General features: G+C 52.8%; 24 protein-coding genes. 7 read left to right on the top strand and 17 right to left on the bottom strand.

Annotated elements, in window-relative coordinates:
- Nucleotides 1-101 precede the first annotated feature (101 nt).
- From V9K92_RS19990 to mazG, 3 genes are all read left to right on the top strand, one after another.
- Nucleotides 102-1,124 carry an extracellular solute-binding protein gene (locus V9K92_RS19990; protein WP_307285050.1) on the top strand — a complete coding sequence of 341 codons (1,023 nt, stop codon included), beginning with the start codon at nucleotides 102-104 and terminating at the stop codon, nucleotides 1,122-1,124.
- Nucleotides 1,125-1,172: 48 nt separating this feature from the next.
- Entirely contained in the window at nucleotides 1,173-2,843 is a 1,671-nt protein-coding gene (locus V9K92_RS19985; RefSeq protein WP_115053066.1) for an ABC transporter permease, read from the top strand.
- A gap of 77 nt (nucleotides 2,844-2,920) precedes the next feature.
- Complete coding sequence (gene mazG, locus V9K92_RS19980) at nucleotides 2,921-3,742, top strand: nucleoside triphosphate pyrophosphohydrolase (protein WP_115053065.1); 822 nt, start codon at nucleotides 2,921-2,923, stop codon at nucleotides 3,740-3,742.
- 1 nt (nucleotide 3,743) lies between these two features.
- Here mazG and hflX read toward each other — a convergent pair whose 3' ends face one another.
- The 7 genes from hflX to V9K92_RS19945 form a co-directional block, all read right to left on the bottom strand.
- Complete coding sequence (gene hflX, locus V9K92_RS19975; RefSeq protein ID WP_443094478.1) at nucleotides 3,744-5,156, bottom strand: GTPase HflX; 1,413 nt, start codon at nucleotides 5,154-5,156, stop codon at nucleotides 3,744-3,746.
- A 6-nt stretch (nucleotides 5,157-5,162) separates the two neighbouring features.
- Nucleotides 5,163-5,402, bottom strand: a complete 240-nt coding sequence (gene hfq / locus V9K92_RS19970; RefSeq protein WP_008129219.1) for an RNA chaperone Hfq — start codon at nucleotides 5,400-5,402, stop codon at nucleotides 5,163-5,165.
- A 121-nt stretch (nucleotides 5,403-5,523) separates the two neighbouring features.
- Nucleotides 5,524-6,390 (bottom strand): D-amino-acid transaminase, encoded by an 867-nt coding sequence (locus V9K92_RS19965; protein ID WP_115053063.1) that lies wholly within the window; start codon nucleotides 6,388-6,390, stop codon nucleotides 5,524-5,526.
- A gap of 11 nt (nucleotides 6,391-6,401) precedes the next feature.
- Nucleotides 6,402-7,502, bottom strand: coding sequence for a lactonase family protein (locus tag V9K92_RS19960; RefSeq protein ID WP_337354748.1), 1,101 nt, complete (start codon nucleotides 7,500-7,502; stop codon nucleotides 6,402-6,404).
- Between the two features lie 92 nt (nucleotides 7,503-7,594).
- A complete protein-coding gene (trkA, locus tag V9K92_RS19955; protein ID WP_115053061.1) occupies nucleotides 7,595-8,971 on the bottom strand; it encodes a Trk system potassium transporter TrkA in 1,377 nt (458 codons plus the stop codon).
- A 4-nt stretch (nucleotides 8,972-8,975) separates the two neighbouring features.
- Nucleotides 8,976-10,337 (bottom strand): nitrogen assimilation response regulator NtrX, encoded by a 1,362-nt coding sequence (gene ntrX / locus V9K92_RS19950; protein ID WP_115053060.1) that lies wholly within the window; start codon nucleotides 10,335-10,337, stop codon nucleotides 8,976-8,978.
- A complete protein-coding gene (locus V9K92_RS19945; RefSeq protein ID WP_337354747.1) occupies nucleotides 10,327-12,606 on the bottom strand; it encodes a sensor histidine kinase NtrY-like in 2,280 nt (759 codons plus the stop codon). Before V9K92_RS19945 ends, ntrX begins: the two co-directional genes overlap by 11 nt.
- A 214-nt stretch (nucleotides 12,607-12,820) precedes the next feature.
- Between V9K92_RS19945 and V9K92_RS19940 the strand changes: the two genes are divergently transcribed.
- Together V9K92_RS19940 and V9K92_RS19935 are read left to right on the top strand one after the other, a co-directional pair.
- Nucleotides 12,821-13,609 carry a GGDEF domain-containing protein gene (locus tag V9K92_RS19940; protein WP_337354746.1) on the top strand — a complete coding sequence of 263 codons (789 nt, stop codon included), beginning with the start codon at nucleotides 12,821-12,823 and terminating at the stop codon, nucleotides 13,607-13,609.
- Between the two features lie 134 nt (nucleotides 13,610-13,743).
- The gene (locus V9K92_RS19935; RefSeq protein WP_115053057.1) at nucleotides 13,744-14,253 is read left to right on the top strand and encodes a DUF1993 domain-containing protein; all 510 of its coding nucleotides are present in this window, start codon (nucleotides 13,744-13,746) and stop codon (nucleotides 14,251-14,253) included.
- A 35-nt stretch (nucleotides 14,254-14,288) separates the two neighbouring features.
- Here V9K92_RS19935 and ntrC read toward each other — a convergent pair whose 3' ends face one another.
- Genes ntrC through dusB form a run of 3 tightly spaced genes read right to left on the bottom strand, consistent with a single transcriptional unit; the run spans nucleotide 14,289 to nucleotide 17,883 of the window.
- Nucleotides 14,289-15,749 (bottom strand): nitrogen regulation protein NR(I), encoded by a 1,461-nt coding sequence (gene ntrC, locus V9K92_RS19930; RefSeq protein ID WP_115053056.1) that lies wholly within the window; start codon nucleotides 15,747-15,749, stop codon nucleotides 14,289-14,291.
- 2 nt (nucleotides 15,750-15,751) lie between these two features.
- Nucleotides 15,752-16,891, bottom strand: a complete 1,140-nt coding sequence (locus V9K92_RS19925) for a two-component system sensor histidine kinase NtrB (RefSeq protein WP_115053055.1) — start codon at nucleotides 16,889-16,891, stop codon at nucleotides 15,752-15,754.
- On the bottom strand, nucleotides 16,891-17,883 hold the full coding sequence (gene dusB, locus V9K92_RS19920; RefSeq protein ID WP_337354745.1) for a tRNA dihydrouridine synthase DusB: 993 nt from the start codon (nucleotides 17,881-17,883) through the stop codon (nucleotides 16,891-16,893). Before dusB ends, V9K92_RS19925 begins: the two co-directional genes overlap by 1 nt.
- Before the next feature lie 174 nt (nucleotides 17,884-18,057).
- Here dusB and V9K92_RS19915 point away from each other — a divergent pair, with 174 nt between their 5' ends.
- Both V9K92_RS19915 and V9K92_RS19910 read left to right on the top strand, forming a co-directional pair.
- Nucleotides 18,058-19,278 (top strand): bifunctional 2-C-methyl-D-erythritol 4-phosphate cytidylyltransferase/2-C-methyl-D-erythritol 2,4-cyclodiphosphate synthase, encoded by a 1,221-nt coding sequence (locus V9K92_RS19915; RefSeq protein WP_337354744.1) that lies wholly within the window; start codon nucleotides 18,058-18,060, stop codon nucleotides 19,276-19,278.
- The gene (locus V9K92_RS19910; RefSeq protein ID WP_337354743.1) at nucleotides 19,275-19,778 is read left to right on the top strand and encodes a CinA family protein; all 504 of its coding nucleotides are present in this window, start codon (nucleotides 19,275-19,277) and stop codon (nucleotides 19,776-19,778) included. Before V9K92_RS19915 ends, V9K92_RS19910 begins: the two co-directional genes overlap by 4 nt.
- Here the strand turns inward: V9K92_RS19910 and V9K92_RS19905 are convergent.
- The 7 genes from V9K92_RS19905 to V9K92_RS19875 all read right to left on the bottom strand — a co-directional run bounded on the left by V9K92_RS19905 (nucleotide 19,765) and on the right by V9K92_RS19875 (nucleotide 24,347).
- Nucleotides 19,765-20,193 carry a GNAT family N-acetyltransferase gene (locus V9K92_RS19905; RefSeq protein ID WP_115053302.1) on the bottom strand — a complete coding sequence of 143 codons (429 nt, stop codon included), beginning with the start codon at nucleotides 20,191-20,193 and terminating at the stop codon, nucleotides 19,765-19,767. The two genes, V9K92_RS19910 and V9K92_RS19905, sit on opposite strands and share 14 nt — an antisense overlap.
- A gap of 13 nt (nucleotides 20,194-20,206) precedes the next feature.
- Nucleotides 20,207-20,680 (bottom strand): type II toxin-antitoxin system RatA family toxin, encoded by a 474-nt coding sequence (locus tag V9K92_RS19900; protein ID WP_337354742.1) that lies wholly within the window; start codon nucleotides 20,678-20,680, stop codon nucleotides 20,207-20,209.
- A gap of 3 nt (nucleotides 20,681-20,683) precedes the next feature.
- Complete coding sequence (gene lipA, locus V9K92_RS19895; RefSeq protein WP_337354741.1) at nucleotides 20,684-21,649, bottom strand: lipoyl synthase; 966 nt, start codon at nucleotides 21,647-21,649, stop codon at nucleotides 20,684-20,686.
- Nucleotides 21,650-21,658: 9 nt separating this feature from the next.
- The gene (locus tag V9K92_RS19890) at nucleotides 21,659-21,937 is read right to left on the bottom strand and encodes a GlsB/YeaQ/YmgE family stress response membrane protein (protein WP_115053050.1); all 279 of its coding nucleotides are present in this window, start codon (nucleotides 21,935-21,937) and stop codon (nucleotides 21,659-21,661) included.
- Between the two features lie 14 nt (nucleotides 21,938-21,951).
- Nucleotides 21,952-22,170: a hypothetical protein gene (locus V9K92_RS19885; RefSeq protein WP_435530135.1), complete on the bottom strand. Its 219-nt coding sequence runs from the start codon at nucleotides 22,168-22,170 to the stop codon at nucleotides 21,952-21,954.
- A gap of 74 nt (nucleotides 22,171-22,244) precedes the next feature.
- Nucleotides 22,245-23,690: a dihydrolipoyl dehydrogenase gene (gene lpdA / locus V9K92_RS19880; RefSeq protein ID WP_337354740.1), complete on the bottom strand. Its 1,446-nt coding sequence runs from the start codon at nucleotides 23,688-23,690 to the stop codon at nucleotides 22,245-22,247.
- A gap of 18 nt (nucleotides 23,691-23,708) precedes the next feature.
- Nucleotides 23,709-24,347, bottom strand: coding sequence for an SGNH/GDSL hydrolase family protein (locus tag V9K92_RS19875; protein ID WP_336440084.1), 639 nt, complete (start codon nucleotides 24,345-24,347; stop codon nucleotides 23,709-23,711).
- Nucleotides 24,348-24,349 lie beyond the last annotated feature (2 nt).

Raw genomic sequence — 24,349 nt, 5'->3', positions numbered from 1 at the left:
CATTTCGTGATATGGAACCAGCTACATCCTAAAAACTTGATAAGATCAATCAAGTATGGTTTTGCCATGACTGTGTTTTTTCATTTTCCAAGGGGGTTACAATGCATCCATCCAATACGGCAAAATCAATTGTACTGGCCGGCGTTCTTGCCATTGGTGCGGGCGCAGCATCCGCTGCCGAACTCAATATTTATACCACCCGGGAACCAGGCCTGATTCAACCCTTGCTGGACTCGTTCAAGGCTTCGACAGGAATCACGGTCAATACGGTATTTATGAAAGACGGACTTGCTGAACGCGTTGCCAGCGAAGGCGAAAGCTCTCCTGCAGACATTTTGATGGCAGTTGACGCAGGCAACCTCGTCGATCTGGTTGATAAAGGTGTCACACAGCCGGTCGAATCCGCAGTTTTGACAGAATCCATTCCGGAAACTTTGCGCGATCCAAAGGGTAACTGGTTTGCCCTGTCCATGCGTGCCCGCGTTCTTTATGCGGCCAAGGACCTCGATCTAGCCAGCTTCAATTATGAAGACCTTGCAGACCCGAAATGGAAGGGCAAGATTTGCATTCGTTCCGGCCAGCATCCTTACAACACAGCGCTTTTTGCCAGCTATCTGGCCCATTATGATGCAGCCGAGACCGAAAAGTGGCTTGCAGCCGTAAAAGGCAACCTCGCCCGCAAAGCTGGCGGCGGTGATCGCGACGGCGCCAAGGACATTCTTGGCGGGATCTGCGATATCGCAATTGCAAACTCTTACTATGTTGGTTTGATGCGCTCTGGAAAGGGCGGCGAAGACCAGGTCAAATGGGGCGAAGCAATCAAGGTCGTACTTCCAACCTTCAAAAATGGAGGAACGCAGGTCAATATCAGCGGCGCAGCAGTTGCAAAACATGCTCCAAACAAGGCCGAGGCTGTCAAGCTGCTCGAATATCTGGTTTCTGATGAAGCACAGAAAATCTATGCCGAAGCCAATTTCGAATATCCTGTAAAGGCCGGTGCCAAAGCAGATCCGATCATTGCCTCTTTTGGCGAGCTCAAGATCGACTCAACCCCGTTGACCGAAGTTGTTAGCCATCGCAAAGAAGCAAGCGAACTCGTAGACAAAGTCGGTTTCGACAACTAATCAAAAAGGACGAGCGCCCGGCTTCACGGGCGCTCGTCCTTACCTTGAATGGATGCGCGTTTGACCACCCCGTTAACAACAAACCGGCGGCACAGCCGTAGCGGATCGGGATGGATCGTCTCGGCAGCAATTATAGCTGTTCTGGTTCTCCTGCCTGTTTTTGCACTGGCGCTACAGGCTATTCAAGGCTCAGCCGGATTATGGTCTCATCTGCTTGTGACCACCCTACCCACAGCACTCGCCGATACGCTTATTTTGCTTTGCGGCGTGGGACTGCTCGTCGCAATCTTGGGCACAGGAGCCGCCTGGCTCGTCACTGCCTATGATTTTCCGGGCAGGCGCATCCTCGAATGGGCGCTCATCCTGCCCCTGGCAGTACCAACATATATTATCGCCTACGCCTATCTGGATATTCTTCACCCGATAGGCGTTGTGCAAGGTGCGATACGCTGGCTCTTCGGCTATTCCAGCCCGCGTGAGTTCCGCCTTCCGGATATACGCAACATGACGGGCTGCATCATCCTGCTCGGTTTCGTCCTGTACCCTTACGTATATATTCCAACACGGGCACTTTTCCTGATGCAGTCGTCCAGTTTGATCGAGGCCGCCCGTACGCTTGGTGTTTCGCGACGTCACATATTCTGGCGGGTGGCCCTGCCCCTCGCCCGTCCCGCCATAGCAGTTGGTGTCAGTCTGGCGCTCATGGAAGCGTTAAATGATATCGGTGCCTCTGAATTCCTGGGCATCCGCACACTTACGGTCTCGATCTATACAACATGGATAACGCGCGCCGATTTGCCGGGCGCTTCGCAGATCGCGCTTTCGCTGCTTTTCATCGTCGTTGCACTGGTGGCAATGGAGCGTTGGGCAAGACGCGAACAACGCTACTCCATCAGCGCGCAGAGAAGCCGCATTTCCGAGCCGCTGAAAGTAACCTCGCGGCAAGGGCTGATATTTTTCTGCATCGGGTCCATTCCAGTTCTCATAGGATTTGTTTTCCCGGCCATATATCTTGCAACCGAAGCTTGGCGCCGTTTCCAATTTGCCGGGCTTTCGCCCCGATTTCTTATTGAGGCGGCCAACACTGTCGTTTTTGCTTTTACAGCGACAATAGTCACCGTGGGGCTTGGCGTCTTGCTTGCCTATGTTGCCCGTCTGCGGCCAGGACCAGCTTCCGCCTGGTTTTTCAGGCTGGCGACTATCGGTTATGCCGCACCCGGCACTGTTATTGCCATTGGTGTCCTTATTCTGCTGGCGGGGCTGGACCAGTTCATAAACAGAAATGCCATAGCCTGGTTCGGCGTTTCGACCGGTCTGCTTTTTATGGGATCAGGCGCAGCGCTGATTTATGCCTACGCTACCCGTTTCCTCGCCATATCGGCGGGCGGCATGGACGCCGGGCTCACGCGGATACCGCTTTCATTCGACCACGCTTCGCGCACGCTCGGTCAAAGTGCCAGCGGTACGTTCCGGCATGTCCATTTACCTTTGTCAAAAGCGGCGTTGACTGCGGCCGCCCTTCTCGTTTTTGTGGATTGCGTAAAAGAACTACCAGCCACATTGCTGCTACGACCGCTTAACTTTGAAACCTTTGCAACGCACCTTTACGGTGAAGCTGCACGTGGCACTTATGAAGAAGCATCCATCGCGGCGCTTGCTATTGTTGTCATAGGCATATTGCCAGTCATTCTATTGTCGAAAATCGGGCGTAGAGCCTGATCCGCTTGTTGTGGACAATTGACCCGGTCTTTGCATGTGAGATGGCTGTAAGGAGTGACCTCGCTTATGGTCGTGCAATGAAACCATCGCGCGAAATTACACGTCTCCTCGACATCATGGCCGCTTTGCGCACGCCTGTTACCGGCTGTCCATGGGATATCGAGCAGGATTTCAAGTCAATCGCCCCGTATACGCTTGAAGAAGCGTTTGAAGTCATTGATGCCATCGAACGCAATGACATTGATGATTTGCGCGAGGAGCTGGGCGACCTGTTGCTTCAGGTCGTATTTCACGCTCGAATGGCGGAGGAAATGAAGGCTTTTGATTTTGGCGATGTGGTGCAAGCCATCACGCACAAGATGATACGGCGCCATCCGCATGTTTTTGGCGACGAAAATGCCCGTGGCGCAGGCATGGCCAAGGGCATGTGGGACAAGATCAAGGCTGAAGAGAAGGCAGAACGGCGCGAGCGACGGGCGGCATTGCAGCTTGAAACTGCCGAGCCGAGTGGATTTCTTGACGATATTCCTCAGGGCTTTCCATCGCTGATGCGGGCCCTGAAATTACAGCAAAAAGCCGCCAAAGTGGGCTTCGACTGGTCGGAAGCCCTTCCCATTCTTGACAAGATTGAAGAAGAAATCGCCGAGTTGAGACATGAAATAAGCATTGGCGACCAGCAAAAGACCGAAGAGGAATATGGCGACTTGCTGTTCGCCATGGTCAATCTTGGTCGACATTTGAAACTGGAACCGGAAAGCGCATTGCGCGGAACCAACGAGAAATTCCGCACACGCTTTCATTATATTGAGCGCAAGCTGACAGAACGCCAACAATCCCTTGAAGATGCTACACTGGACGAAATGGAGGCACTCTGGAGCGAAGCAAAGACCAAGAAGTGAATTAGGCTTTGTTTTTGGTCAGCAGTTTCTCTTGTAAAACGGCATTTGAAGTCACCGTCATATCCATGGTCAGTACAACTGAGCCATCATCCTCATCTTTGCGCTTCAGATTGCTGGAGTGCTGGTAAATCCAATCAATGAGGCCCATTTGCTCTGGCTTTAATGTAAGCTTCACATGAGCAAGCTTTCCGGCGATGCGGTTTTCAATTTCAGCCAGAAGGGTGTCTACGCCCTCTCCCGTGATCGCCGAAACAGGAATTGGGTGTTCGTTGCCTGTGGCAGCGGCACTAAGCCTTTGCGCAGATTCCCTGCCCGGCTCATCCAGTAGGTCAATCTTGTTCCAGACCTCGATAATGCGCTTCGTATCGCCTCGCTCAATACCAAGATCGGCCATGATGGCATGGACATCTTCGGCCTGCGCAGCGGTATCCGGATCGGAAATATCGCGTATGTGCAAGATCAGATCCGCCTCGACAACTTCTTCGAGTGTCGCCCGGAATGCCGCAACAAGATGCGTCGGCAGGTTTGATATGAATCCCACCGTATCAGACAGGATAACCATTTCGCCATGTTCCAGGCGGATTCGCCGCAAGGTTGGATCAAGCGTGGCGAAAAGCATGTCTTCCGCGACCACTCCGGCGCCGGTCATGCGATTGAAAAGCGTGGATTTACCGGCATTGGTATAGCCTACGAGCGCAACGATGGGATGCGGAACCTTGCGGCGCTTGCTACGGTGCAAGGCGCGTGTGCGGACAACTGTTTCCAGCTCGCGCTTGATACGCAGAATCTTTTCCTGCAGTGCGCGTCTGTCAGACTCGATCTGCGTTTCACCCGGACCGCCCAGAAATCCGCCGCCGCCCCTTTGCCGCTCAAGGTGAGTCCAGCTTCGAACCAACCGGCCCTTCTGGTAGGTCAGATGCGCCAGTTCGACCTGCAACGTGCCTTCTTTTGTTTGGGCACGACGACCGAAAATCTCCAGAATAAGTCCAGTTCTATCAAGAACCTTGGCATTCCACGCTTTTTCAAGATTGCGCTGCTGTACGGGTGACAGTGCGTGATCGACAATCACCAGTTCGGCATGCGTTTCTTCAATGATCTCAGCGATCATGTCGACTTTGCCTGAACCGAGCAGCGTTGCTGGTCGGGGCGCAGAGACCTGTACGATGTCGGAATGGACAATATCCAGATCAATGGCGCGAGCGAGACCTTTGGCCTCTTCCAGACGTGCTTCATCGCTGCGTTGAAATTCGCGGTAGTAGGCAGGTGTTTTGTGATCTTCCTGCTTGCCACCATCTGCAAAGCGATGCGGCAACACTGGAACTATGACGAGCGCGCGAGTAGCTTCGCGGGCGGTATCGCCATCCTCGGCAATTCCGCCCCTTTTGTCTGCGTTACGCGTATTTTCTTTGGTCAAATGCGGTTAGTCACTTTCTTCAACTTCGAACATCTGCACAGGCTGACTTGGCATGATGGTCGAAATGGCATGCTTGTAAACAAGCTGCGAATGGCCGTCACGGCGCAAAAGCACGCAGAAATTGTCAAACGAAGTAACAATACCGGTCAGTTTTACACCATTTATCAGGAAGATTGTCAGAGAAATCTTCTGTTTTCTGACGGAGTTCAGAAAAAGGTCTTGAAGATTCTGCGATCGTTCAGCCATTGTTTTTATCCTTTTATGCGATCAGCAAATGTGTCTCGTGCAAAATTCTGCAGTGGAAACAGGTAACCCTGCTCCAACAGGAGGTGGAAAACAGCGTTTGTAAAGTCCCCTCACTCACGGGTTAACAGGATGGCGTTTTTTCCGCAATCTCAAAAAACGCTTCGCGTAACGAAAGTGTTATAGTACCGGGGTGCCCGTTTGCGACCACAACGCCATCGATGTCAACAACGGGCATAATTACAGTGGTTGCGGCACTGATGAAAGCCTCTTTTGCATTTTTTGCTTCGTCTACTGAAAATCCCCGTTCTTCAATTTTCAAACCAAGCTTTTTAGCCACATCAAAGATTGTCGTTCGGGTAATGCCGCGCAAAATACCGGTTTCCGCTGACCGCGTAACAAGAACGCCGTCCTTTGTGACAATCCACGCATTGGTGGCAGCGCCTTCCTTAACGGTCCCATCCGGATCCACAAACCAGGCTTCCTGAGCCCCCTGCTCTTTGGCTTGCTGGCGGGCAAGCACGTTTGGAAGCAGCCCTACCGATTTGATATCCACCCGCTCCCATCTGTTTTCAGGAACTGTGATTACCTTGATGCCCTTTGCAGCACGTGCTGCGGATGCCGCCGGGCTGGTGCGCTTGGCAGTAATGACGAGCGAGGGCGGCGTATCAGCTGACGGGAACACATGGTCGCGGCGGGCAACGCCGCGTGTCACCTGCAAATAGACAAGACCATTGTGAACCTTGTTCCGTCGCACCACTTCCCTGATGATGAGCTGCAATGCCTTGCGCTCCATCGGCCAGGCGATCTTCAGTTCTGACAATGAACGACCAAGCCGGTCTAGGTGCCGCGTCATATCCATAATGTTATCGCGGGCAATCTCGCATACCTCGTAGACGCCATCAGCGAATTGGTAGCCGCGATCCTCAATATGCACCCCGGCATCTGAATGCTGCACATATTGTCCGTTTACATAGGCAATTCGGGACATTCTGAGGCTCCTTAAAACGTGCCGAAGACGATACGCATGGGTGTCGGCAAATCAACACGCTTGCCTGTGTCTTCCAACGCTCCCGTCTCGATATCGCGTCTGAACACTGCAATACCGCCGCCCTTCTGGTTCGACACCAGCATGAATTTTCCGGAAGGATCGATAATGAAATTGCGCGGGCCAATACCTTGCGATGGCGTCCATCCGATCAGTGAGATCTTTCCGGAATCCTCGATTGAATAAGTCACAATGCTGTGGTGGCCACGGTTTGATCCGTAAAGGAAACGACCATCGGCACTGACAGCAATCTCCGCGCATGTATTGGTTTCGGTAAAATCGTCAGGAATTGTTGGCAAAGTCTGCAATATTGTCAGGCTGGCTTTTTCAGCGTCATAATCCAAAACAGAAACAGTGCAGTTTAATTCATTGATAACGTAGGCAATTTTGCCATTGGGATGAAATGTTAAATGGCGCGGCCCGGCACCTTCCGGAAACTGGGTAAAAGGCGTTGCGGCGAGTTTCAGCTTTTCGCCGTGCTTGGGTATTTCATAAGCAAGGATCTGATCCAGCCCAAGATCACAGACAAATAATGTCCTATTATCCGGACTGGCCACCGCACAATGACCATGCTGTCTTTTCTTGGTCGGCAGGATGGCGTTTGGACCTTCATGGCAAGCGGCTGCAAAGGCAGGGTCAATAGCGCCATCATTGCGAATGGAGAAAGCAACAATTGCATTGCCCGGACGCTCTCCCAACGGAGCCACGGTGTAATTGGATGCGAAAATCTTCTCACCCGTCTGATCAAAGCCCAGATGGCACGTGGTATTCCCGAGTGTGGACTGCATGTTGATGTAGGACAGCGCACCGTTTTCGGGATCAATGTCGAACGCGGCTACGAGATTTTCATTCCACTCGGGAATTTCAACTGCTGCATAGAGACGCTTGCGCTGCTCATCTATTGCCAGATAACCAGGATTATCGATTGCCAGATACTCACTCGCAAGCGCAAGATCGCCGATTTCGGTATCGAACTGATACACACTGATGCCCTTGCCCTGACCGGGCAAAGCATTGCGATTGAGGTTTCCGACGAAAGCAAATGTTTTGGGCATTGTCATACTCATGGATTGGAAGCTGTGAGAGGGAGGATTTCTTGAATGCAGGTCTACCATGCAACTCTTTGTTTTTATTCAGCTCAACTACGCTAGAAGAACTCGAGACTGACCCGGAACATCTGCTCAACCTGCTTGACTGTCTCCGCCGTGGCAAAAAGCACCACTCTGTCTTTTGGTTTTATGCGAACGTTACCATCGGGCTTGATAACTTCACCATTGCGATAGATTGCGCCTATCCGCAAGCCAGCCGGCAAATCAAGCTCGCGCAAAGGAGCACCAACCATCGGCGAGGTTTCCAACGCTTCCGCTTCAATGATTTCCGCCTGCCCTTTCTGCACGCTATGAACAGCGCGAATTCGGCCTCGACGGACATGCTGCAACACGCGGGAAATCGTGACGCTGCGCGGACTGATATGCGCATCGATGCCAAGTGATTTGCTCAAGTCGAGATAGTCAGGATTGTTGATCAGCACGAGATTGGACTTGCAGCCCATACGCTTTGCCATAACGCCTGCAAGCATGTTGACCTGATCGTCATTCGTCAGGCTGACCATCAGGTCGGCATCCTGTATCTCGGCTTCATAGAGAAGTTTCTGATCCAGCGCACTGCCGTGCAGAACCAGGGACCGGCGAAGCTCGTCCGCGATCGTGTTGGCGCGTTTGAGATTTGGCTCTATCAGCTTGACCTTGGTCTTTGGCTGCTTCGCTTCGATAGTCTGCGCAACATGAAGGCCGATATTGCCGCCGCCAGCAATGACAATGCGGGTCGCCTCAGGTTCTTCATGGCCAAATAAAGCTAATGTTCGATGGATCTGCGATTTAATGGAAGCGACATAAGCGATATCGCCGCTAAACATCTGGTCTGTCGAGTGAGGTATGAACAGCTTGTCATTACGCACAATTGCCATGACTGTCGCAACCAGATCGGGGAAAAGATCGGTAAGCTGAAACAAGGGCGTGTTGATGACCGGGCAGTCCTCAAGGCATTCGATGGCCAATACCGCTACATTCTCATCGGCAAACCGAACGACATCGCTAACACCGGGAAGCGCGATGCGCCGCAACACCATCTCGCCCACTTCCAATTCCGGCGAAATGATCACGTCGATGGGCATGTGATCGCGTGAGAATAGATCCTGATAATGCGATTGAAGATAGGCCTGCGCGCGGATACGCGCAATCTTGGTAGGCACATTGAACAACGCGTGCGCGACCTCACACGCAACTATATTCACTTCGTCATAAAGCGTCGCGGCAATAATCATATCCGCCTGATCAGCGCCTGCCGCCGCCAAAACATCCGGATGAGCGCCATGTCCAACGAAGCCGCGTACGTCCAGCGTATCGCGAATAACCTCAATGAGTTCCGCAGACGTATCGATGACGGAAATATCATTATCTTCGGCGGCAAGCCGTTCAGCTATGCCATAACCTACCTGGCCCGCCCCGCAGATAATTACTCGCATTTTGCTATACCCCGAGGGACTTCAACTTCCGGTGCAGTGCCGAACGTTCCATACCAACGAATTCCGCCGTACGCGAGATGTTTCCGCCAAATCGGTTGATTTGCGCGATCAGATATTCCTTCTCAAAACGCTCACGCGCCTCGCGCAGCGGCAAGGCCATAATGTGCTGGTCAGATTCTGTAGGAGCCTTGGGCAAAGTATCGCCAATTTCCGCTGGAAGCAGATCTGCGGTGATAACAGCGTCAGGATCATCGCCGCGAGCAAGGATGATCAATCGCTCAACATTGTTGCGCAACTGCCGAATATTGCCCGGCCAGGAATGCGATTGCAAAACCGCCATCGCATCGGGGCCGATCTTGCGTGGCTTGATACCAGCCTGATCAGCGATCTGTGCCATGAAAAAGTCTACCAGAGCGGGAATATCATCGCGGCGGTCCGCAAGCGGCGGAACAATAACCGGAACAACTGCAAGCCGGTGAAACAGATCCTCGCGGAAACGGCCCTCTGCGATCATCGCCTCAAGATTTTGCGCCGTCGACGAGATGATCCGCACATCAACCTTGATCCGCTTGGTACCGCCCACACGCTCAAATTGCTGATCGACGAGAACGCGCAGAATCTTGTTTTGCGTTTCACGCGGCATATCAGCGATCTCATTGAGATAAAGAATGCCACCATGTGCCTCCTCCAACGCGCCAACCTTGCGTTCGCCGCCATCGGATTCCGTACCGAAAAGTTCAACCTCCATACGTTCAGGCGTGATGGTCGCAGCATTGAGATTGACGAATGGACCCTTCGACCGGCTGGACAAGGCATGAATTGCCCTGGCCGTCAGTTCCTTACCGGCGCCTGATGGACCGGTAATCATGATTCGGCTGTTGGTTGGCGCCACGCGCTCAATTGTTTGCCGCAAATGATTCATCGATAGGGAAGAGCCTAAAAGCTCGAAGCTCTCCGACGAACGCTTGCGCAGGTCGGAGACTTCGCGGCGAAGCTTGGAGGTTTCAAGCGCGCGCTCGGCAATCAGGATAAGCCTGTCAGCCTTGAATGGTTTTTCAATGAAATCATAGGCACCCCGGCGGATTGCCGAGACAGCTGTTTCGATGTTTCCGTGACCCGAAATCATGACAACGGGAATTTCCGGATGACGCAGCTTGATCTCATCAAGCAGGGCCAGACCGTCAAGACGGCTACCCTGCATCCAGATATCAAGGAATATGAGACGCGGAATTCGTTCATCTATGGCAGCCAGAGCGCTGTCGGCGTCCGATGCCACGCGCGTATCATAACCTTCGTCGCTCAGTATGCCTGCAACAAGCTCGCGGATATCGACTTCGTCGTCGACTACAAGAATGTCAGATGCCATTTGAATTCACCTGTTTTGCCGTTTTATCGGGATTTTCTGAATCTGCGGAAGCAGATTGGTTCATTGGAAAAATCATGCGGATCATTGCGCCTCGCCCCCCGTAAAAATCGTCCGGCGCATCGTGTAGTTCTATGTGACCGGCGTGGTCCTCAACGATCTTCTTGACGATAGCAAGGCCAAGGCCAGTCCCTTTTTCGCGTGTCGTCATATAGGGTTCGAGCAGACGTTGACGATGCTCGCGCGGCAATCCTTTGCCGCTGTCGAGAACTTCAACAACGATCGAACCCTCCTGCGCGCGTGATCTGATGAGGATATGGCCGTCAACGTGCCCTTCCTTGACAACCGCCTCCACCGCTTCAGCGGCGTTCTTGATAACATTGCCAAAGGCTTGCCCCAAAAGACGGCTGTCAAACTGACCAATTAACGGCACGGTACCGAAATCTCGTTCAAAACGGATATCGCTGCGGCTTACTTCCACGAGGAACGAAGCTTCACGAAGCGCTTCACGCAAGTCCATCGCCTTAATCTCCGGCTTGGGCATGCGCGCAAACGACGAAAACTCGTCAACCATGCGACCAATATCGCCGACCTGCCGGATAATGGTTTCGGTGCATTGGTCGAAAACTTCCCGGTCTTCAGTGATCACCTTGCCAAAACGGCGGCGCAAGCGTTCTGCCGATAGCTGAATGGGCGTAAGCGGATTCTTGATTTCATGCGCAATGCGCCGCGCCACATCGGCCCAGGCAGATGAGCGTTGCGCTTCAACCAGATCCGTTATGTCATCAACGGTCACAACATATGAGTGTTCTATGGATTCAGCATCTTCCACGGTAATCTGAACGTTAAATGTCCGGGCGCTGCCACGACGCGACATGGTTACCTGTTCACGATAGACGGATCGTCCGGTGGCATGCGCCACTTCAAATACCAGACCTATTTCCGGAACAAGAGCGGACAGGTTTTTACCACGCGAGGCAATCGGATCGAGTGCCAGCATGGTTTCAGCAGAGCGATTTAAAATGCCGATCGCGCCATCAGCATTGACGCTGATGACACCTGCGGTAACGCCTGACAGCACAGCCTCTGAAAAGCGGCGCCGCTCGTCGATCTGATCTTTCGCCGAAACAAGGTCTTTGCGCTGGCTGCCCAATTGACGGACCATTGTATTGAACGTCTGGGACAATGACCCGACATCACCGTCAGAGCGGTGAACAGGAACAGAAACATTCAGATTGCCAGTCGCAACATTATCGGCTGCACCGATGAGCAAGCGTATTGGGCGAACGAGACGATCCGCTACCGCAATGCCGGTCCAAATTGCAGAGAGAAGCAGAGTAAGCGTCAATCCGAAGTACAGCATCGCAAAGAGAATCTGTGTTGTGATGCCATTGCCGTCGGCGGCGATTGCAGCGTCAGCGGTCTTTTTCTCCATCGCCCGACTGGTATTGAGAATATCCGGATCGACCGGCCGTATCGCATAGAGAAATACGCCCGGGATCTCACGCAGTTTGATGACGGCACTCAACAGATTGGTCTGATCTGGCGGAATAAGCACAGGTTTTCCGTCAGAGGCAGTTTCAAGAACTGACTTTGCAACTGTCGGTATCGGTGTTGCCGTTTGAATATCAGCGCGCACCACCGTGCTTCCGTCAGTACGGATTATCGACGCCGCAATCATGTTCCGCCCGAGTGCCTGCTGTGTAATTAGCCGGACGAAACCGCTGCGGTCCAGATCAAACAATGTGCGTTGCGTGTCCAGGTCATCGACCATTTCGAGGCTCGTGGACTGCAGATTCCGTGCGCTTTCCTGAATATAGGCTTCCGCCAGGCTGATCGACGATTTTACAATCGTCGAGGTTCGCATTTCGAACCACCGATCAAGCCCCATATCCAGGGTGATGGAGGCGACAATTGCCACGATCATTGCCGGCACGGCAGCCACGAGCGAAAAAAGCACAACGAGACGCACGTGAAGACGAGATGCCGCCTTTCCCCGATGCCTCGCCTGGACAACACGGTAAATTTCGCGGCCAATCAACAAAATGAGCGCGACGATTAAAACCGCATTGATGCTGGTCAGCAGCAAAGTTACATCACTATCCGGATGGATCGGTGTAACCCCGGTCAGAATAAGGAATGTTACGCCTGTGGTCAGCAACGCCAGTATTACTGTTGCAATACCCAGACGTGAAAAGAACCTCTGCGTAACGCCGCCCCTAGCGCCGGATACAGAACCATTCAATGTGTTGACCGAGTTTGACAAGAGCATTGCTATGTGACCCCAACCAAGTGGCACTCATGCAACACATTGTGGCGGAAATGCAACGCTTTATCGTTTGGGTTGTGTGAAATGCACAACCATTTGCAATAGTCGACATGAAACATCAACAATTCAGCCAACTATTAAAATTTACGGCGTTTTACGCATAGCTTCTTCACAAATCACGGTTGTAATTAAGTGTATCAACTTCGCGGTGGGTGCAATGACGACCTACGATTTCTGGATGACCAAATTTGGCAATATGTCGCCTTATCGACAGGTCGTCATAATGGTCTTAATGGCAACTATCGCGGCAAATGTCCTAGCTGTGGCGTTCTTTGCCTTGGTTGATCTGGGCCGAATTAACAATGTTTTGATCGTGACAACGGCCATCGTCATAATTGTTAGTGCTCCACTCGGTTCATTTCTGGTTGGCTTGAACTATCGCCTGAAACAGACCGCATCGCTGCTTGATCTTGCATCGCGCAGAGATGATTTGACGGGACTGTCAAACAGGAATGAATTTTATCTCCAAGCGCAAAGGCAAATTACGTTGTGCGACCCAGCGAAAAGTGCAGGCGCAATCCTCTACATTGATGCCGACCATTTCAAATCAATCAATGATCGTTATGGACATGCAGTCGGCGATAGCGTTTTACAGGAAATCGGTATCTTGCTGCGCTCAGTTATTGGCGAATGGGATTTTGCCGCACGGTTCGGCGGCGAAGAATTTGCTCTTTTTCTCACCAATGCCGACATTGGCAAAGCTGATTGGCTGTCACACAAAATTCTTATGGGTATGCGGGAAATCCCCACTTACTTGCGCATTTCTGAACTTAACGTCACCGTGAGTGTCGGTATTGCTATTCACGAGCCGGGCCAGCCTTTGGAAGAAGCGCTTGTGGCAGCTGACAAGTGCCTCTACGCCGCCAAAAATCAAGGGCGAAACCGTATCGTTCACGCAAACAGCGAATACATAGAAATATATCAGCCAAAGCGCCAAACAATGTAGACTGATACGTCTGAATGGCGGCAATCTTTGGCGCTGGCCTTGAAAAAACAAAGCTGAGGCGTATCTGCCACTCAGCCAGCTGCGCGTGAAGTTGGCATCCATGCAGTTGCAACGACCTTCCAGGAAAGACACCCATGTCCAATTCAACCTACGCTATTTCAATACCCGCTCTGTTACGCGGGCTTTCCATTGTTTCATCGCTGATTGATAAGGCAGAAGCGTTTTCGACTGAGAAGAAAATAAGCCCAGACGTACTTATCAATGCGCGGCTTGCACCGGACATGCTGCCATTTTCCGGTCAGGTACAGCGGGTAAGCGATACCTCAAAAGGTGTTATTGGCCGCCTTACCTCTATCGAACCACCTAAAATGCCCGACGAAGAGAAGACGTTTGCAGAGTTGCAGGAGCGCGTTGCAAAAACAGTGGATTTTCTGAAAAGCGTGGATGAAAGCGCGTTTCGTGACGCTTCTTCAAAAGAAGTCACGCTGAGCTTCGGCAAATTGAAGACAACGCTGAGCGGCGATGATTACATCACCAAGTTCGTTTTGCCCAACTTCTATTTTCACGTCACAACCGCGCAGAACATCCTGCGCCATAATGGCGTTTCAGTAGGCAAGCTCGACTATCTCGGACCGATTGCCTGAGAGAAATATTCGGGTGGCCGTTTACGCGGCCGCCCTTAGCGGTCGCTTTTATTGTTCTTGTAGATATTGACACCCAATTCGCGAATTTTCTTGCGCAACGTATTGCGATTCAACCCCAAAAGCTCGGCGGCCTTGATCTGATTGCCGTGAGTGGCAGTCAGACACGACAAGATAAGCGGGTACTCAACCTCTTCCAGTACGCGCTGGTAAAGTCCCGCTGGCGGCAGGTCGTCTCCGTAGGACAGAAAGTACCGCTGCATATTCAATTCCACTGCTTGAGCAATGGTAATGTCTTCATTCGCCAAGCCATTCGATGATGGCTCTGCGGGGCGCAAATCCGCCTTCAGTTCAACTTCAATGACATCCGCATTGATTTCTTCTTGCGGATAGAGCGCTGCCAAGCGCCGAACGAGGTTTTCGAGTTCACGCACATTTCCCGCCCAGGGATAGCGGCGCATAAGATCCAAACCGGCGCCGGTAATGCGTTTTTCCGGAAGACCATCCTTGACCGCCATTTTGAAGAAATGCCGGACCAGATCAGGAATGTCCTCCCCGCGTTCACGCAGCGGCGGCAAACGCAGCGGCACCACGTTAAGGCGGTAGTACAAATCTTCGCGAAACAACCCCTGATTGATGAGGGTGCGAAGGTCCTTATTGCTTGCCGCAACGATACGGACATCCGTCTTGATCGGTGTTCGTCCACCGACGGTCATGTACTCGCCCTGCTGCAGGACACGTAGCAGGCGCGTCTGGGCCTCCATTGGCATATCGCCAATCTCGTCGAGAAAAAGTGTTCCGCCATCGGCTTGTTCGAAACGCCCGCTTGAGCGGTTCTGCGCTCCGGTAAAGGCTCCGCGCTCATGCCCGAACAATTCTGATTCAATCAGATCACGAGGAATCGCCGCCATATTAATTGCAACGAAGGGCCCTTTGCGCCGCCGACCATATTCATGCAACGCACGAGCCACCAATTCCTTGCCCGTACCGGATTCACCGGAAATCATGACCGTCAGGTCAGTCTGCATCATACGGGCAAGCACGCGGTAAATGTCCTGCATGGCGGGAGAACGACCCACCAGCGGCATTGTATCGGGTTGCTCATCTACAGGTCGTTTGTCGAGCTTCTTTTTCGGCTCAGCCAAAGCCCGGCCAACAATGCTGACAAATTCGGTCAGATCAAACGGTTTTGGCAAATACTCATAAGCACCAGCTTCCGAGGCGCGAATAGCTGTCATGAACGTGTTTTGCGCGCTCATAACGATAACCGGCAGATCCGGACGGGATTTCTTTATACGCGGCAAAAGATCAAAGGCATTTTCGTCCGGCATGATCACATCGGTAATCACGAGATCGCCGTCACCTGCCGAGATCCAGCGCCACAACGTTGCGGCATTCGACGTTATGCGAACATCATAACCGGCACGCGAAAGCGCCTGATTGAGAACCGTTCTGATTGCCGCATCGTCATCGGCTACGAGAATGCTACCCAAACTCATTATCAGAATCCTGTCTTAGTGGGGTATGGATTGTCATCTGCGTGGTCATCGTCAAGCGGACCGTTTTGCCAAGCAGGCATCAAAATCCGGAATGTTGTCTTGCGGGGAAATGAATCGCATTCAATGACACCGCCATGGTCACCAACGATCTTCGCTACAAGTGCAAGCCCAAGGCCAGAACCGTTGGGTTTTGTCGTGACAAACGGATCAAACAAATGCGGCATGATATCGGGTGAAACGCCAGCGCCGGTGTCGGAAACGCAAAATTCAAGCGGGAGCGAAACGCGGTTGCGCATCCCCGGTACCGACAGCCTGATTCCGGGGCGAAATGCCGTGGAGAGTGTGATTTCACCGGGCTCGTTTGCGCCTATGGATTCGGCTGCATTTTTTACGAGATTGAGAAATATCTGCACAAGTTGATCGCGATTGGCGAAAACATAGGGCAGCGAGGGATCATAATCCTCATGAAACTTTATGTGGCTGGCGAAACCGTTTCTGGCGATAGCTTTGACGTGATCCAGAACCACGTGGATATTGACTGCTTCCCGTTCAATCGGTCGCTCATCCGAAAACACTTCCATGCGATCTACAAGCGATACGATACGATCAGTTTCGTCGGTTATCAGCCGCGTCAAAGCTCTGTCATCGTCATTAAGACCGGTTTCCAGCAGCTGGGCTGCACCGCGTATGCCTGACAGAGGATTCTTGATCTCATGTGCGAGCATCGAGGCAAGGCCCGTAACCGAACGCGCAGCGCCCCTATGCGTCATCTGGCGGTCAAGCTTTTCCGCCATGGAACGTTCTTTGAACAGGATAACGATGGACCCCGGAGACTCGCTCACCGGCGTCACGTAAAGATCGACGATCCGGTCTTGGCCAAGGCGCGGCGATGAGACATCCACGCGATATTCATTTACCGGCGATGGGCTCTCGCGCACCTGTTTAACAAGAGCCAATAGAGGGCTGCCAAAGGGCAGCAGCATATCAAGTGTATTGCGGCTCAAGATTGTGGCGCTTGAACGAAAAAAAGCTTCCGCATCCGCATTGGCGTAGGAGATATAACCCGCTTCATCCAGCATTATCACGGGATGGCGCAGTGAATTGAGAACCATGCTTGCAAGCGTATTTTCAGGTACCGTCATCAAGCCACTTTCTTCAAATCTGTCTGCGGGCGGCTCAAAGCATCGTGCAAACGTTTTGCCACAAGGAGTGGATTGGTTTCCGTCATGATGGAACCGCGCGTGGCAGGGCCGATATCAACCCCGTGCAAATCGAGATACCAGCCAAGATGTTTGCGCGCATGGCGGATACCTGTCGTTGATCCATAATGCGCCAGCATTGCTTCGTAATGGGCAATCGCATAGTCAGCCACCGTCTCGGGGCCTGTCGTGCTGCTATCGCCGGCAATCCAGCCCGGCAACCACGGTTGCCCATATGATCCCCGCCCCACCATGACAGCGTCGGCTCCAGAATCTCTCAGGATCGCAATAGCATCATCACGGGTCAGAACGTCGCCATTGGCAACAAGCGGTATGGAGATGACATCACGCACCGCATGAATCGCCCGCCAATCCGCCTTGCCTTCATAAAACTGGCAGCGTGTGCGCCCATGCACCGTTATCATCTGTATACCCGCCTGCTCCGCTCTGGATGCAAGTTCCGGCGCATTGATGCTATTATCGTCCCAGCCAAGACGCATTTTCAACGTTACGGGCACTTTGACGGCATTGATGGTTGCCTCAATCAGCGTCAAAGCGTGATCAAGGTCACGCATAAGCGCAGATCCGGACAGGCCTCCAGTTACTTTTTTTGCAGGACAACCCATATTGATGTCCACGATATGGGCGCCTTCACCCTCGGCAATACGAGCGGCCTCCGACATCCATCTGGTTTCACGACCAGCAATCTGCACGACATGGGTGCCTAATCCATCGCCCTTCAGCCGCAGCAGATTTCCACGCTCCCGCGTGCAAAGCTCCGCACTCGCGACCATTTCGGACACGACCATTCCCGCGCCAGCCTGCCACGCAAGCTGGCGGAACGGCAAATCCGATACGCCGGACATCGGCGCCAGAAATACGCGATTGCGCAATTTGACGCCGCCTACGGTCAATGGTTGCTTTAAATCGGTCACCACGTCTGCCTGTTTCGTATGCAATTTTATAATAGCCTAACCTTTAGACAGGATCATGCTGCTTCGCAAGGCAATCCACGCCTTTCTCTGATCAGTTTTCGACCTTTAATAACTAAGGCCTCTAGCCTTTCGGTTTGGCAAAGGGTAACGCAGATTGATTGATCGGAGAGAATTGTGCCTGCCAAGACTGACGACAATAAACTGCGGGTAGCTGCTGTCATCGTGGCAGCAGGACGCGGCGAACGCGCTGGCCAAAGCGTCGAAGGTCCCAAGCAATATCGCAGGATCGGCGGCGAAGCCGTGCTGATGCATACGGTTCGGGCTTTTCTTGGCTGTCCCATGATCGATCAAATTGTCGTGGTCATTCACAAAGAGGATGGCGCACTGTTTGCCCAGGCGCTGGGCGATGTGGCCGATAAAGTGAAGGCTGTTACCGGCGGCCCAACGCGACAGGAATCAACCCGTCTTGGCTTATTGGCTTTGGACAATGCGGGAATCGATCACGTACTCATTCACGATGGCGTGCGGCCTTTCATAGCTGCAGATTTGCTCGAGCGCGTTATCTTTAATCTTACTCCTCATATCGGTGTCCTGCCGGTACTGGCGGTGTCCGATACATTGAAGGCTGCCGGCCCCGATGCAATGGTGAGTGCAACGGTTCCTCGTGCAGGCCTATATGCAGCGCAAACCCCTCAAGCTTTCCCCTACCAGCCCATTCTTGATGCCCATAATGCAGCTTATGCCGCCGGACGCTCTGACTTTACAGATGATTCCGCCATCGCCGAATGGCACAGTCTGCCCGTGCGCATAGTCGAAGGGTCCGCTGATAATACAAAGCTCACCTGGGCAAAGGATATTGAAATGGCCGATGATCGTCTGTCGCAAAAGCAATTCTCCTTCCCGGACGTGCGCACCGGCAATGGATATGACGTTCATGCATTCGAACCGGGCGATGGTGTCTGGTTGGCTGGCGTGTTCATCCCGCACGACAGGAAGCTTTCGGGGCATTCAGATGCTGATGTCGCCCTGCATGCCCTAACTGATGCCCTGCTGGCGACGCGCGGCGCCGGAGATATCGGGACACACTTCCCGCCCTCTGATCCCCAGTGGAAGGGCGCCGCTTCCCACATCTTCGTTGAACATGCAGTGAAGATTGTGAAAGAGGCTGGCGGAAGGATCGCCAATGCGGATATTACCTTAATCTGCGAGGCACCCAAGGTTGGGCCCCACCGCGAAGCTATGACCGCAGCTTTGGCAAAAATGCTTGGCATTACGCCGGATCGTATCTCTATAAAAGCGACGACAAATGAAAAACTCGGTTTTATCGGACGCGAGGAAGGGGTAGCCGCAATAGCAACTGCCTCGGTCATATATCCTGGCGGACTACCTGAATGAGCACACTTATTGCAGAAACCAAGGCAATAGCATTGCTTGAAGCGTGCCGGCGTGAGGGTATCCTGCTGGTTACCGCCGAATCCTGCACTGGCGGACTAATTGCCGCTTCGCTGACAGATATTGGCGGCTCTTCCGATGTTGTCGACAGAGGCTTCGTTACCTACTCTAACGAAGCCAAACATGACATGCTGGGCGTTCCTATGGAAACGATCGAGAAATACGGCGCTGTCTCAGAGGAAGTCGCATTGGCGATGGCTACGGGTGCGCTTGCCCACTCCCGCGCAGCAATTGCGCTTTCTGTCACCGGCATTGCGGGACCCGGCGGCGGGTCGAAGGAAAAGCCGGTCGGACTTGTGTGGTTTGGACTGGCACTGAAGGGTCAGGAGCCCGTTGCCGCACACCACCTGTTTGAAGATAAGGGACGGGCCTCAATTCGCATGGCCGCGGTCAATACTGCGCTAGATATGGCACTTTCGGCACTTGAAACTAAGTCCGCTTGACCCTCAGCGCCATACCAATCGATTTGGGAGTGACCGGCTCGAAACCAAATTTTTCGTAGAGATATTTAGCGGGACCATCGGCAATCAAACTGCAATAGGCACCATCCGGTGCATTGTTCTGCACATAGTCCACCAGATTTTCCACGATGATCTTGCCTAGCCCCTTGCCCTGGTGCTCCGGATCGACTGCAATATCAACGACCTGATAGAAACAGCCTTTGTCGCCGACAATCCGGCCCATTCCAACTGCTTGGCCTTGATATCGAATGATCGCGGCGTGAATGGTGTTCGGTAGTCCGATTTCGGCAGCTTCCCTGCCCTTCGGACTTAACCCCGAGATTATTCGAAGACGAAGATAGTCATCCACGGATGGCGTTTCGACACAAAGCTGATATTCGGTGTTTTCGTCCTGCACGGGCAAACTCTTCTCAAGCAATTGGCGATTTGCCGTCGACACCGTAAATGGCATCTGCACGCTTTTCAAACGCCTCGGTAAACTTCCGGAACGCAATATCGAACATCGAGCCCATCAGAAATCCGAGCGTACGGCTTTTGAACTCATAATCGATATAGAATTTCACTGTCGATCGCTCAGGATTTGCATCCGGAACGAACTGCCAGCGATTATCGAGATAGCGGAATGGACCATCAATATATTTGGTTTCGATGATTTTTTCTTCGCGCTTCAGCAAAACCTGACTGGTGAAGGTTTCACGGATAAGCTTGTAGCCGACTGTCATATCCGCAATCAGCAGCACCTTGCCGTCCCGTTCCTTGCGCGAGCGTACTTTCAAGCTCTCGCACATCGGCAAAAACTGCGGGTAGCTTTCCACATCGGCAACAAGGTCGAACATCTGCTCTGCGCGGTGGGCGACAGGTCGAGTCGTGTCAAATTTCGGCATTTGTCAGGCGCGGCTTGCGTGCAGCGCCTCGCGCGCAGCTTTCAATCTGGCAAAATCTTCGCCCGCATGGTGCGAGGAACGTGTGAGCGGGCTCGAGGCAACAAGAAGAAAGCCCTTGGTCTTGGCGATAGTGGCGTAAGACTTGAACTCGTCAGGCGTGACATAGTTGAGCACAGCGTGATGTTTGCGCGTTGGTTGGAGATATTGGCCAATCGTCATGAAATCCACATCCGCAGAGCGAAGATCATCCATAAGTTGCAAAACTTCGTTCCGCTCTTCGCCCAACCCAACCATGATGCCGGATTTGGTGAAGATGGTGGGATCGATTTCCTTGACGCGCTGCAACAACCTTATGGAATGGAAATATCGCGCACCCGGTCGAACCTTCAGATAATTCGAAGGCACAGTTTCAAGATTATGGTTGAAGACGTCTGGACGGGCAGCAACCACGATTTCCAGTGCGCCGGGCTTGCGCAGGAAGTCGGGGGTCAGAATTTCAATGGTCGTGCCGGGAGAAATGCGGCGAATGGCCAGGATGACATCGGCAAAATGCTGCGCCCCGCCATCGGCCAGATCATCACGATCAACAGATGTAATCACGACGTGTTGCAGACCCATTTTCAGGACTGCTTTGCCAACATTCTCCGGCTCTTCAGGGTCCAGCGCCTTCGGCAGGCCAGTTGCGACATTACAGAATGCACAGGCACGCGTGCAGATCTCGCCCATGATCATGAAGGTCGCGTGCTTCTTATCCCAGCATTCACCAATATTCGGACAGCCGGCCTCTTCACAAACCGTGACAAGGTTATGGGAACGCACAATATCGCGGGTTTCGGAGTATCCCTTCGATACGGGCGCTTTTACACGTATCCAATCAGGCTTCTTGAGAAGCTCCGTGTCCGGACGGTTAGCTTTTTCCGGATGGCGCAAGCGCCTTTTTTGATCGATGGTGTCGAGTACCGTTACCATTAGAATATCCTAATTTGCGGCTTTGGCTTTACCAAAGACCCACAGGATGAGAATTGCGCCAACTGTCGCAACGATCAGATTTCCAAAGAATCCATAGAAATTGAAATTCACCAGACCTGCCAGCGTCCCGCCAACAAAGGAACCGGCGATGCCAACCAAAATATTGGTGAAAAGCCCATGATTGCGGCTCATCGCCTTCTCGGCAATATAGCCAGCAAGGAAGCCGATAAGCAACATGCCGAAGAAACCGACTTCGGGCATACCCATTATTCCGACTGGCTGATCCATCTCTTCGTTCCCTTTTAGCGTCCTGACGCCATGGCAATGGCGCGAAATACCAAGGCCCATATAGCACCGAAAAGAAACCCGCCCAAGCCAAAGGCAAAAGTTACCATCCAAACTCCGGTCCAGCCAGTAATTGCCAAACCGTTGACTGATATGGTGTTGCCTGAAACCAGACTCAAGGCAGCAGGCACAAACCCCAGCACGATGCCGATCAGGGTCGACCATTTTAGGATCAACCATGAAAAGCTGATCCACGGCCTGCTGTCTTTGATGACTACCAGCTTCGGTTCCTTTCCTGTCGCCTCAACTATCAGGCGTTAAGCACGCGCCCATAAGCATCCAGCACACTTTCCTTCATCATTTCCGACAAGGTTGGATGCGGGAATACCGTATGCATGAGTTCTTCTTCCGTCGTCTCCAGATTCATGGCAACGACAAAGCCCTGTATCAGTTCAGTCACCTCTGCACCAACCATGTGAGCGCCGATCAGCTGGCCGGTCTTCTTATCAAAGATGGTCTTTACCAAACCCTGATCCTCACCAAGAGCAATGGCCTTGCCATTTGCAGCAAACTGGAACCGGCCCACGCGGATTTCACGGCCGCCTTCCTTGGCCTTGGCTTCGGTCAGACCGACAGACGCGACCTGCGGGTGGCAATAAGTGCAGCCAGGAATCTTGTCTTTTTCCATTGGATGCACCCCGGGGACATTTGCTATCTTCTCAACGCAGATAACGCCCTCATGCTCGGCCTTGTGCGCCAGCATGGGGGGGCCAGCCACATCCCCAATGGCATAAATGCCCGGAACATTGGTCCTGCCATAACCATCAATGACCACACAGCCGCGATCTGTCTTCACGCCGTGCGCTTCAAGCCCAAGATTTTCGATATTGCCTTGAACGCCCACAGCTGAAATCAAACGGTCGGCAGTAATTTTCTCAACCTTGCCATCCTTGGTTTCGACATGGGCTGTGATGGAATTTGCCGCTTTCTCAACCTTGGTTACCTTGGCCTCCGTGATGATCTTCATACCCTGCTTTTCGAATTGCTTGCGGGCAATGGCGGATATTTCCGCGTCTTCCACAGGCATGACATTTGGCAGAAGCTCGACGACTGTGACTTCCGCACCCATGGTGCGATAGAATGATGCGAATTCGATACCAATCGCACCCGAGCCCATGACTACAAGGGACTTAGGCATTTCCGGCGGGATCATGGCTTCGAAATATGTCCAGATCAACTTGCCATCCGGTTCGATACCTGGCAGCGCACGAGGGCGCGCGCCGGTGGCGAGAATAATATGCTTGGCAGTATAAGTGCCCTCGCCCTGCGCGTTCTTCGGAACCGGATTTTGGGGCTCCATGGGCTTCTTTGAAGTCTTTGTGACGACGATCTCACCAGGCTTTGAAAGCTTTGCTTCGCCCCAGATCACATCGACCTTGTTCTTCTTCATCAGGAAGCCGATGCCGGCATTCAGGCGGGCAGAGACGCCGCGCGAACGCTGCACAACAGCCTTGATATCGGCGGAAATCTTGCCTTCAATAGTAAGACCGTAGTCCTTGGCGTGCTGGCCGTAATGGAAAATCTCCGCTGAACGCAGCAATGCTTTGGTCGGTATGCAGCCCCAGTTGAGACATATGCCGCCCAGATGCTCCCGCTCGACAATAGCGGTCTTAAGGCCAAGCTGCGCGGAACGAATTGCGGTCACATAGCCGCCAGGGCCAGAACCAATGATGATCACGTCGTAATTATTGGCCAAGACCATTATCCTCCTGAATTAAAGATCGAGTATGTCTCGAACGATGGGTGCAACGGCCTTGCCGATTGCCCGGGTATTTTCTGCATCAAGATGTACGCCATCAAGCGGTGATGTTTTCACAACGGATCCGGCATCAAAGAAAGCGCAACCGGCAATATCTGCGGCATCACGATAAAACGCAGCAAGCAAGCGCGACTGCTCAATGCCCTGCTCGAAGGTCAGCCGGAATTCCGGCCCTTCCGTTTCGCCCAATGCGGGCGGCGACATGACAAGTATCTGCGGTGGCTGGGCATTGAACTGGTATGGCGCTGTGCGGACGATCTCAATCAGCCGCTGCATGCCTCGTTTTGCACCCTGCGCATTGCCGCAGATAAATGCTTTCATATCATTTGTGCCAAGCATGATAATGATCAGATCGAGAGGGAAATGGGTGCCAAGAACGGTGGTCAGTGTCTTGGCACCATTCCTTTGAAATCCTGACAGATGATCATCATAGGCAGTCGTGCGACCGTTCAAACCGTCCGCGACGACATTGACGCCCGCTCCAAGCTCTGCCTGAAGCGCATTTGGCCAACGATCAGCCAGTGCATGGCGACCCGATCCTCCCGGGATATATCCCCAGGTCAGTGAGTCGCCATAGCAGAGGACTGTTTTCATAT

Source organism: Phyllobacterium sp. CCNWLW109 (genome assembly GCF_037203905.1).
Taxonomy (GTDB): Bacteria; Pseudomonadota; Alphaproteobacteria; order Rhizobiales; family Rhizobiaceae; genus Phyllobacterium; species Phyllobacterium ifriqiyense.
The sequence above is the reverse complement of the archived record's forward strand: the minus strand, read 5'-3'. Positions and strand labels throughout refer to the sequence as shown.

Coding starts and splice junctions, on each gene's coding strand:
- V9K92_RS19990 (WP_307285050.1), top strand. CDS start 102: ATGCATCCATCCAATACGGCAAAATCAATTGTACTGGCCGGCGTTCTT.
- V9K92_RS19985 (WP_115053066.1), top strand. CDS start 1,173: ATGGATGCGCGTTTGACCACCCCGTTAACAACAAACCGGCGGCACAGC.
- mazG (WP_115053065.1), top strand. CDS start 2,921: ATGAAACCATCGCGCGAAATTACACGTCTCCTCGACATCATGGCCGCT.
- hfq (WP_008129219.1), bottom strand. CDS start 5,402: ATGGCTGAACGATCGCAGAATCTTCAAGACCTTTTTCTGAACTCCGTC.
- V9K92_RS19965 (WP_115053063.1), bottom strand. CDS start 6,390: ATGTCCCGAATTGCCTATGTAAACGGACAATATGTGCAGCATTCAGAT.
- V9K92_RS19960 (WP_337354748.1), bottom strand. CDS start 7,502: ATGCCCAAAACATTTGCTTTCGTCGGAAACCTCAATCGCAATGCTTTG.
- trkA (WP_115053061.1), bottom strand. CDS start 8,971: ATGCGAGTAATTATCTGCGGGGCGGGCCAGGTAGGTTATGGCATAGCT.
- ntrX (WP_115053060.1), bottom strand. CDS start 10,337: ATGGCATCTGACATTCTTGTAGTCGACGACGAAGTCGATATCCGCGAG.
- V9K92_RS19945 (WP_337354747.1), bottom strand. CDS start 12,606: ATGCTCTTGTCAAACTCGGTCAACACATTGAATGGTTCTGTATCCGGC.
- V9K92_RS19940 (WP_337354746.1), top strand. CDS start 12,821: ATGACGACCTACGATTTCTGGATGACCAAATTTGGCAATATGTCGCCT.
- V9K92_RS19935 (WP_115053057.1), top strand. CDS start 13,744: ATGTCCAATTCAACCTACGCTATTTCAATACCCGCTCTGTTACGCGGG.
- ntrC (WP_115053056.1), bottom strand. CDS start 15,749: ATGAGTTTGGGTAGCATTCTCGTAGCCGATGACGATGCGGCAATCAGA.
- V9K92_RS19925 (WP_115053055.1), bottom strand. CDS start 16,891: ATGACGGTACCTGAAAATACGCTTGCAAGCATGGTTCTCAATTCACTG.
- V9K92_RS19910 (WP_337354743.1), top strand. CDS start 19,275: ATGAGCACACTTATTGCAGAAACCAAGGCAATAGCATTGCTTGAAGCG.
- V9K92_RS19900 (WP_337354742.1), bottom strand. CDS start 20,680: ATGCCGAAATTTGACACGACTCGACCTGTCGCCCACCGCGCAGAGCAG.
- lipA (WP_337354741.1), bottom strand. CDS start 21,649: ATGGTAACGGTACTCGACACCATCGATCAAAAAAGGCGCTTGCGCCAT.
- V9K92_RS19890 (WP_115053050.1), bottom strand. CDS start 21,937: ATGGATCAGCCAGTCGGAATAATGGGTATGCCCGAAGTCGGTTTCTTC.
- V9K92_RS19875 (WP_336440084.1), bottom strand. CDS start 24,347: ATGAAAACAGTCCTCTGCTATGGCGACTCACTGACCTGGGGATATATC.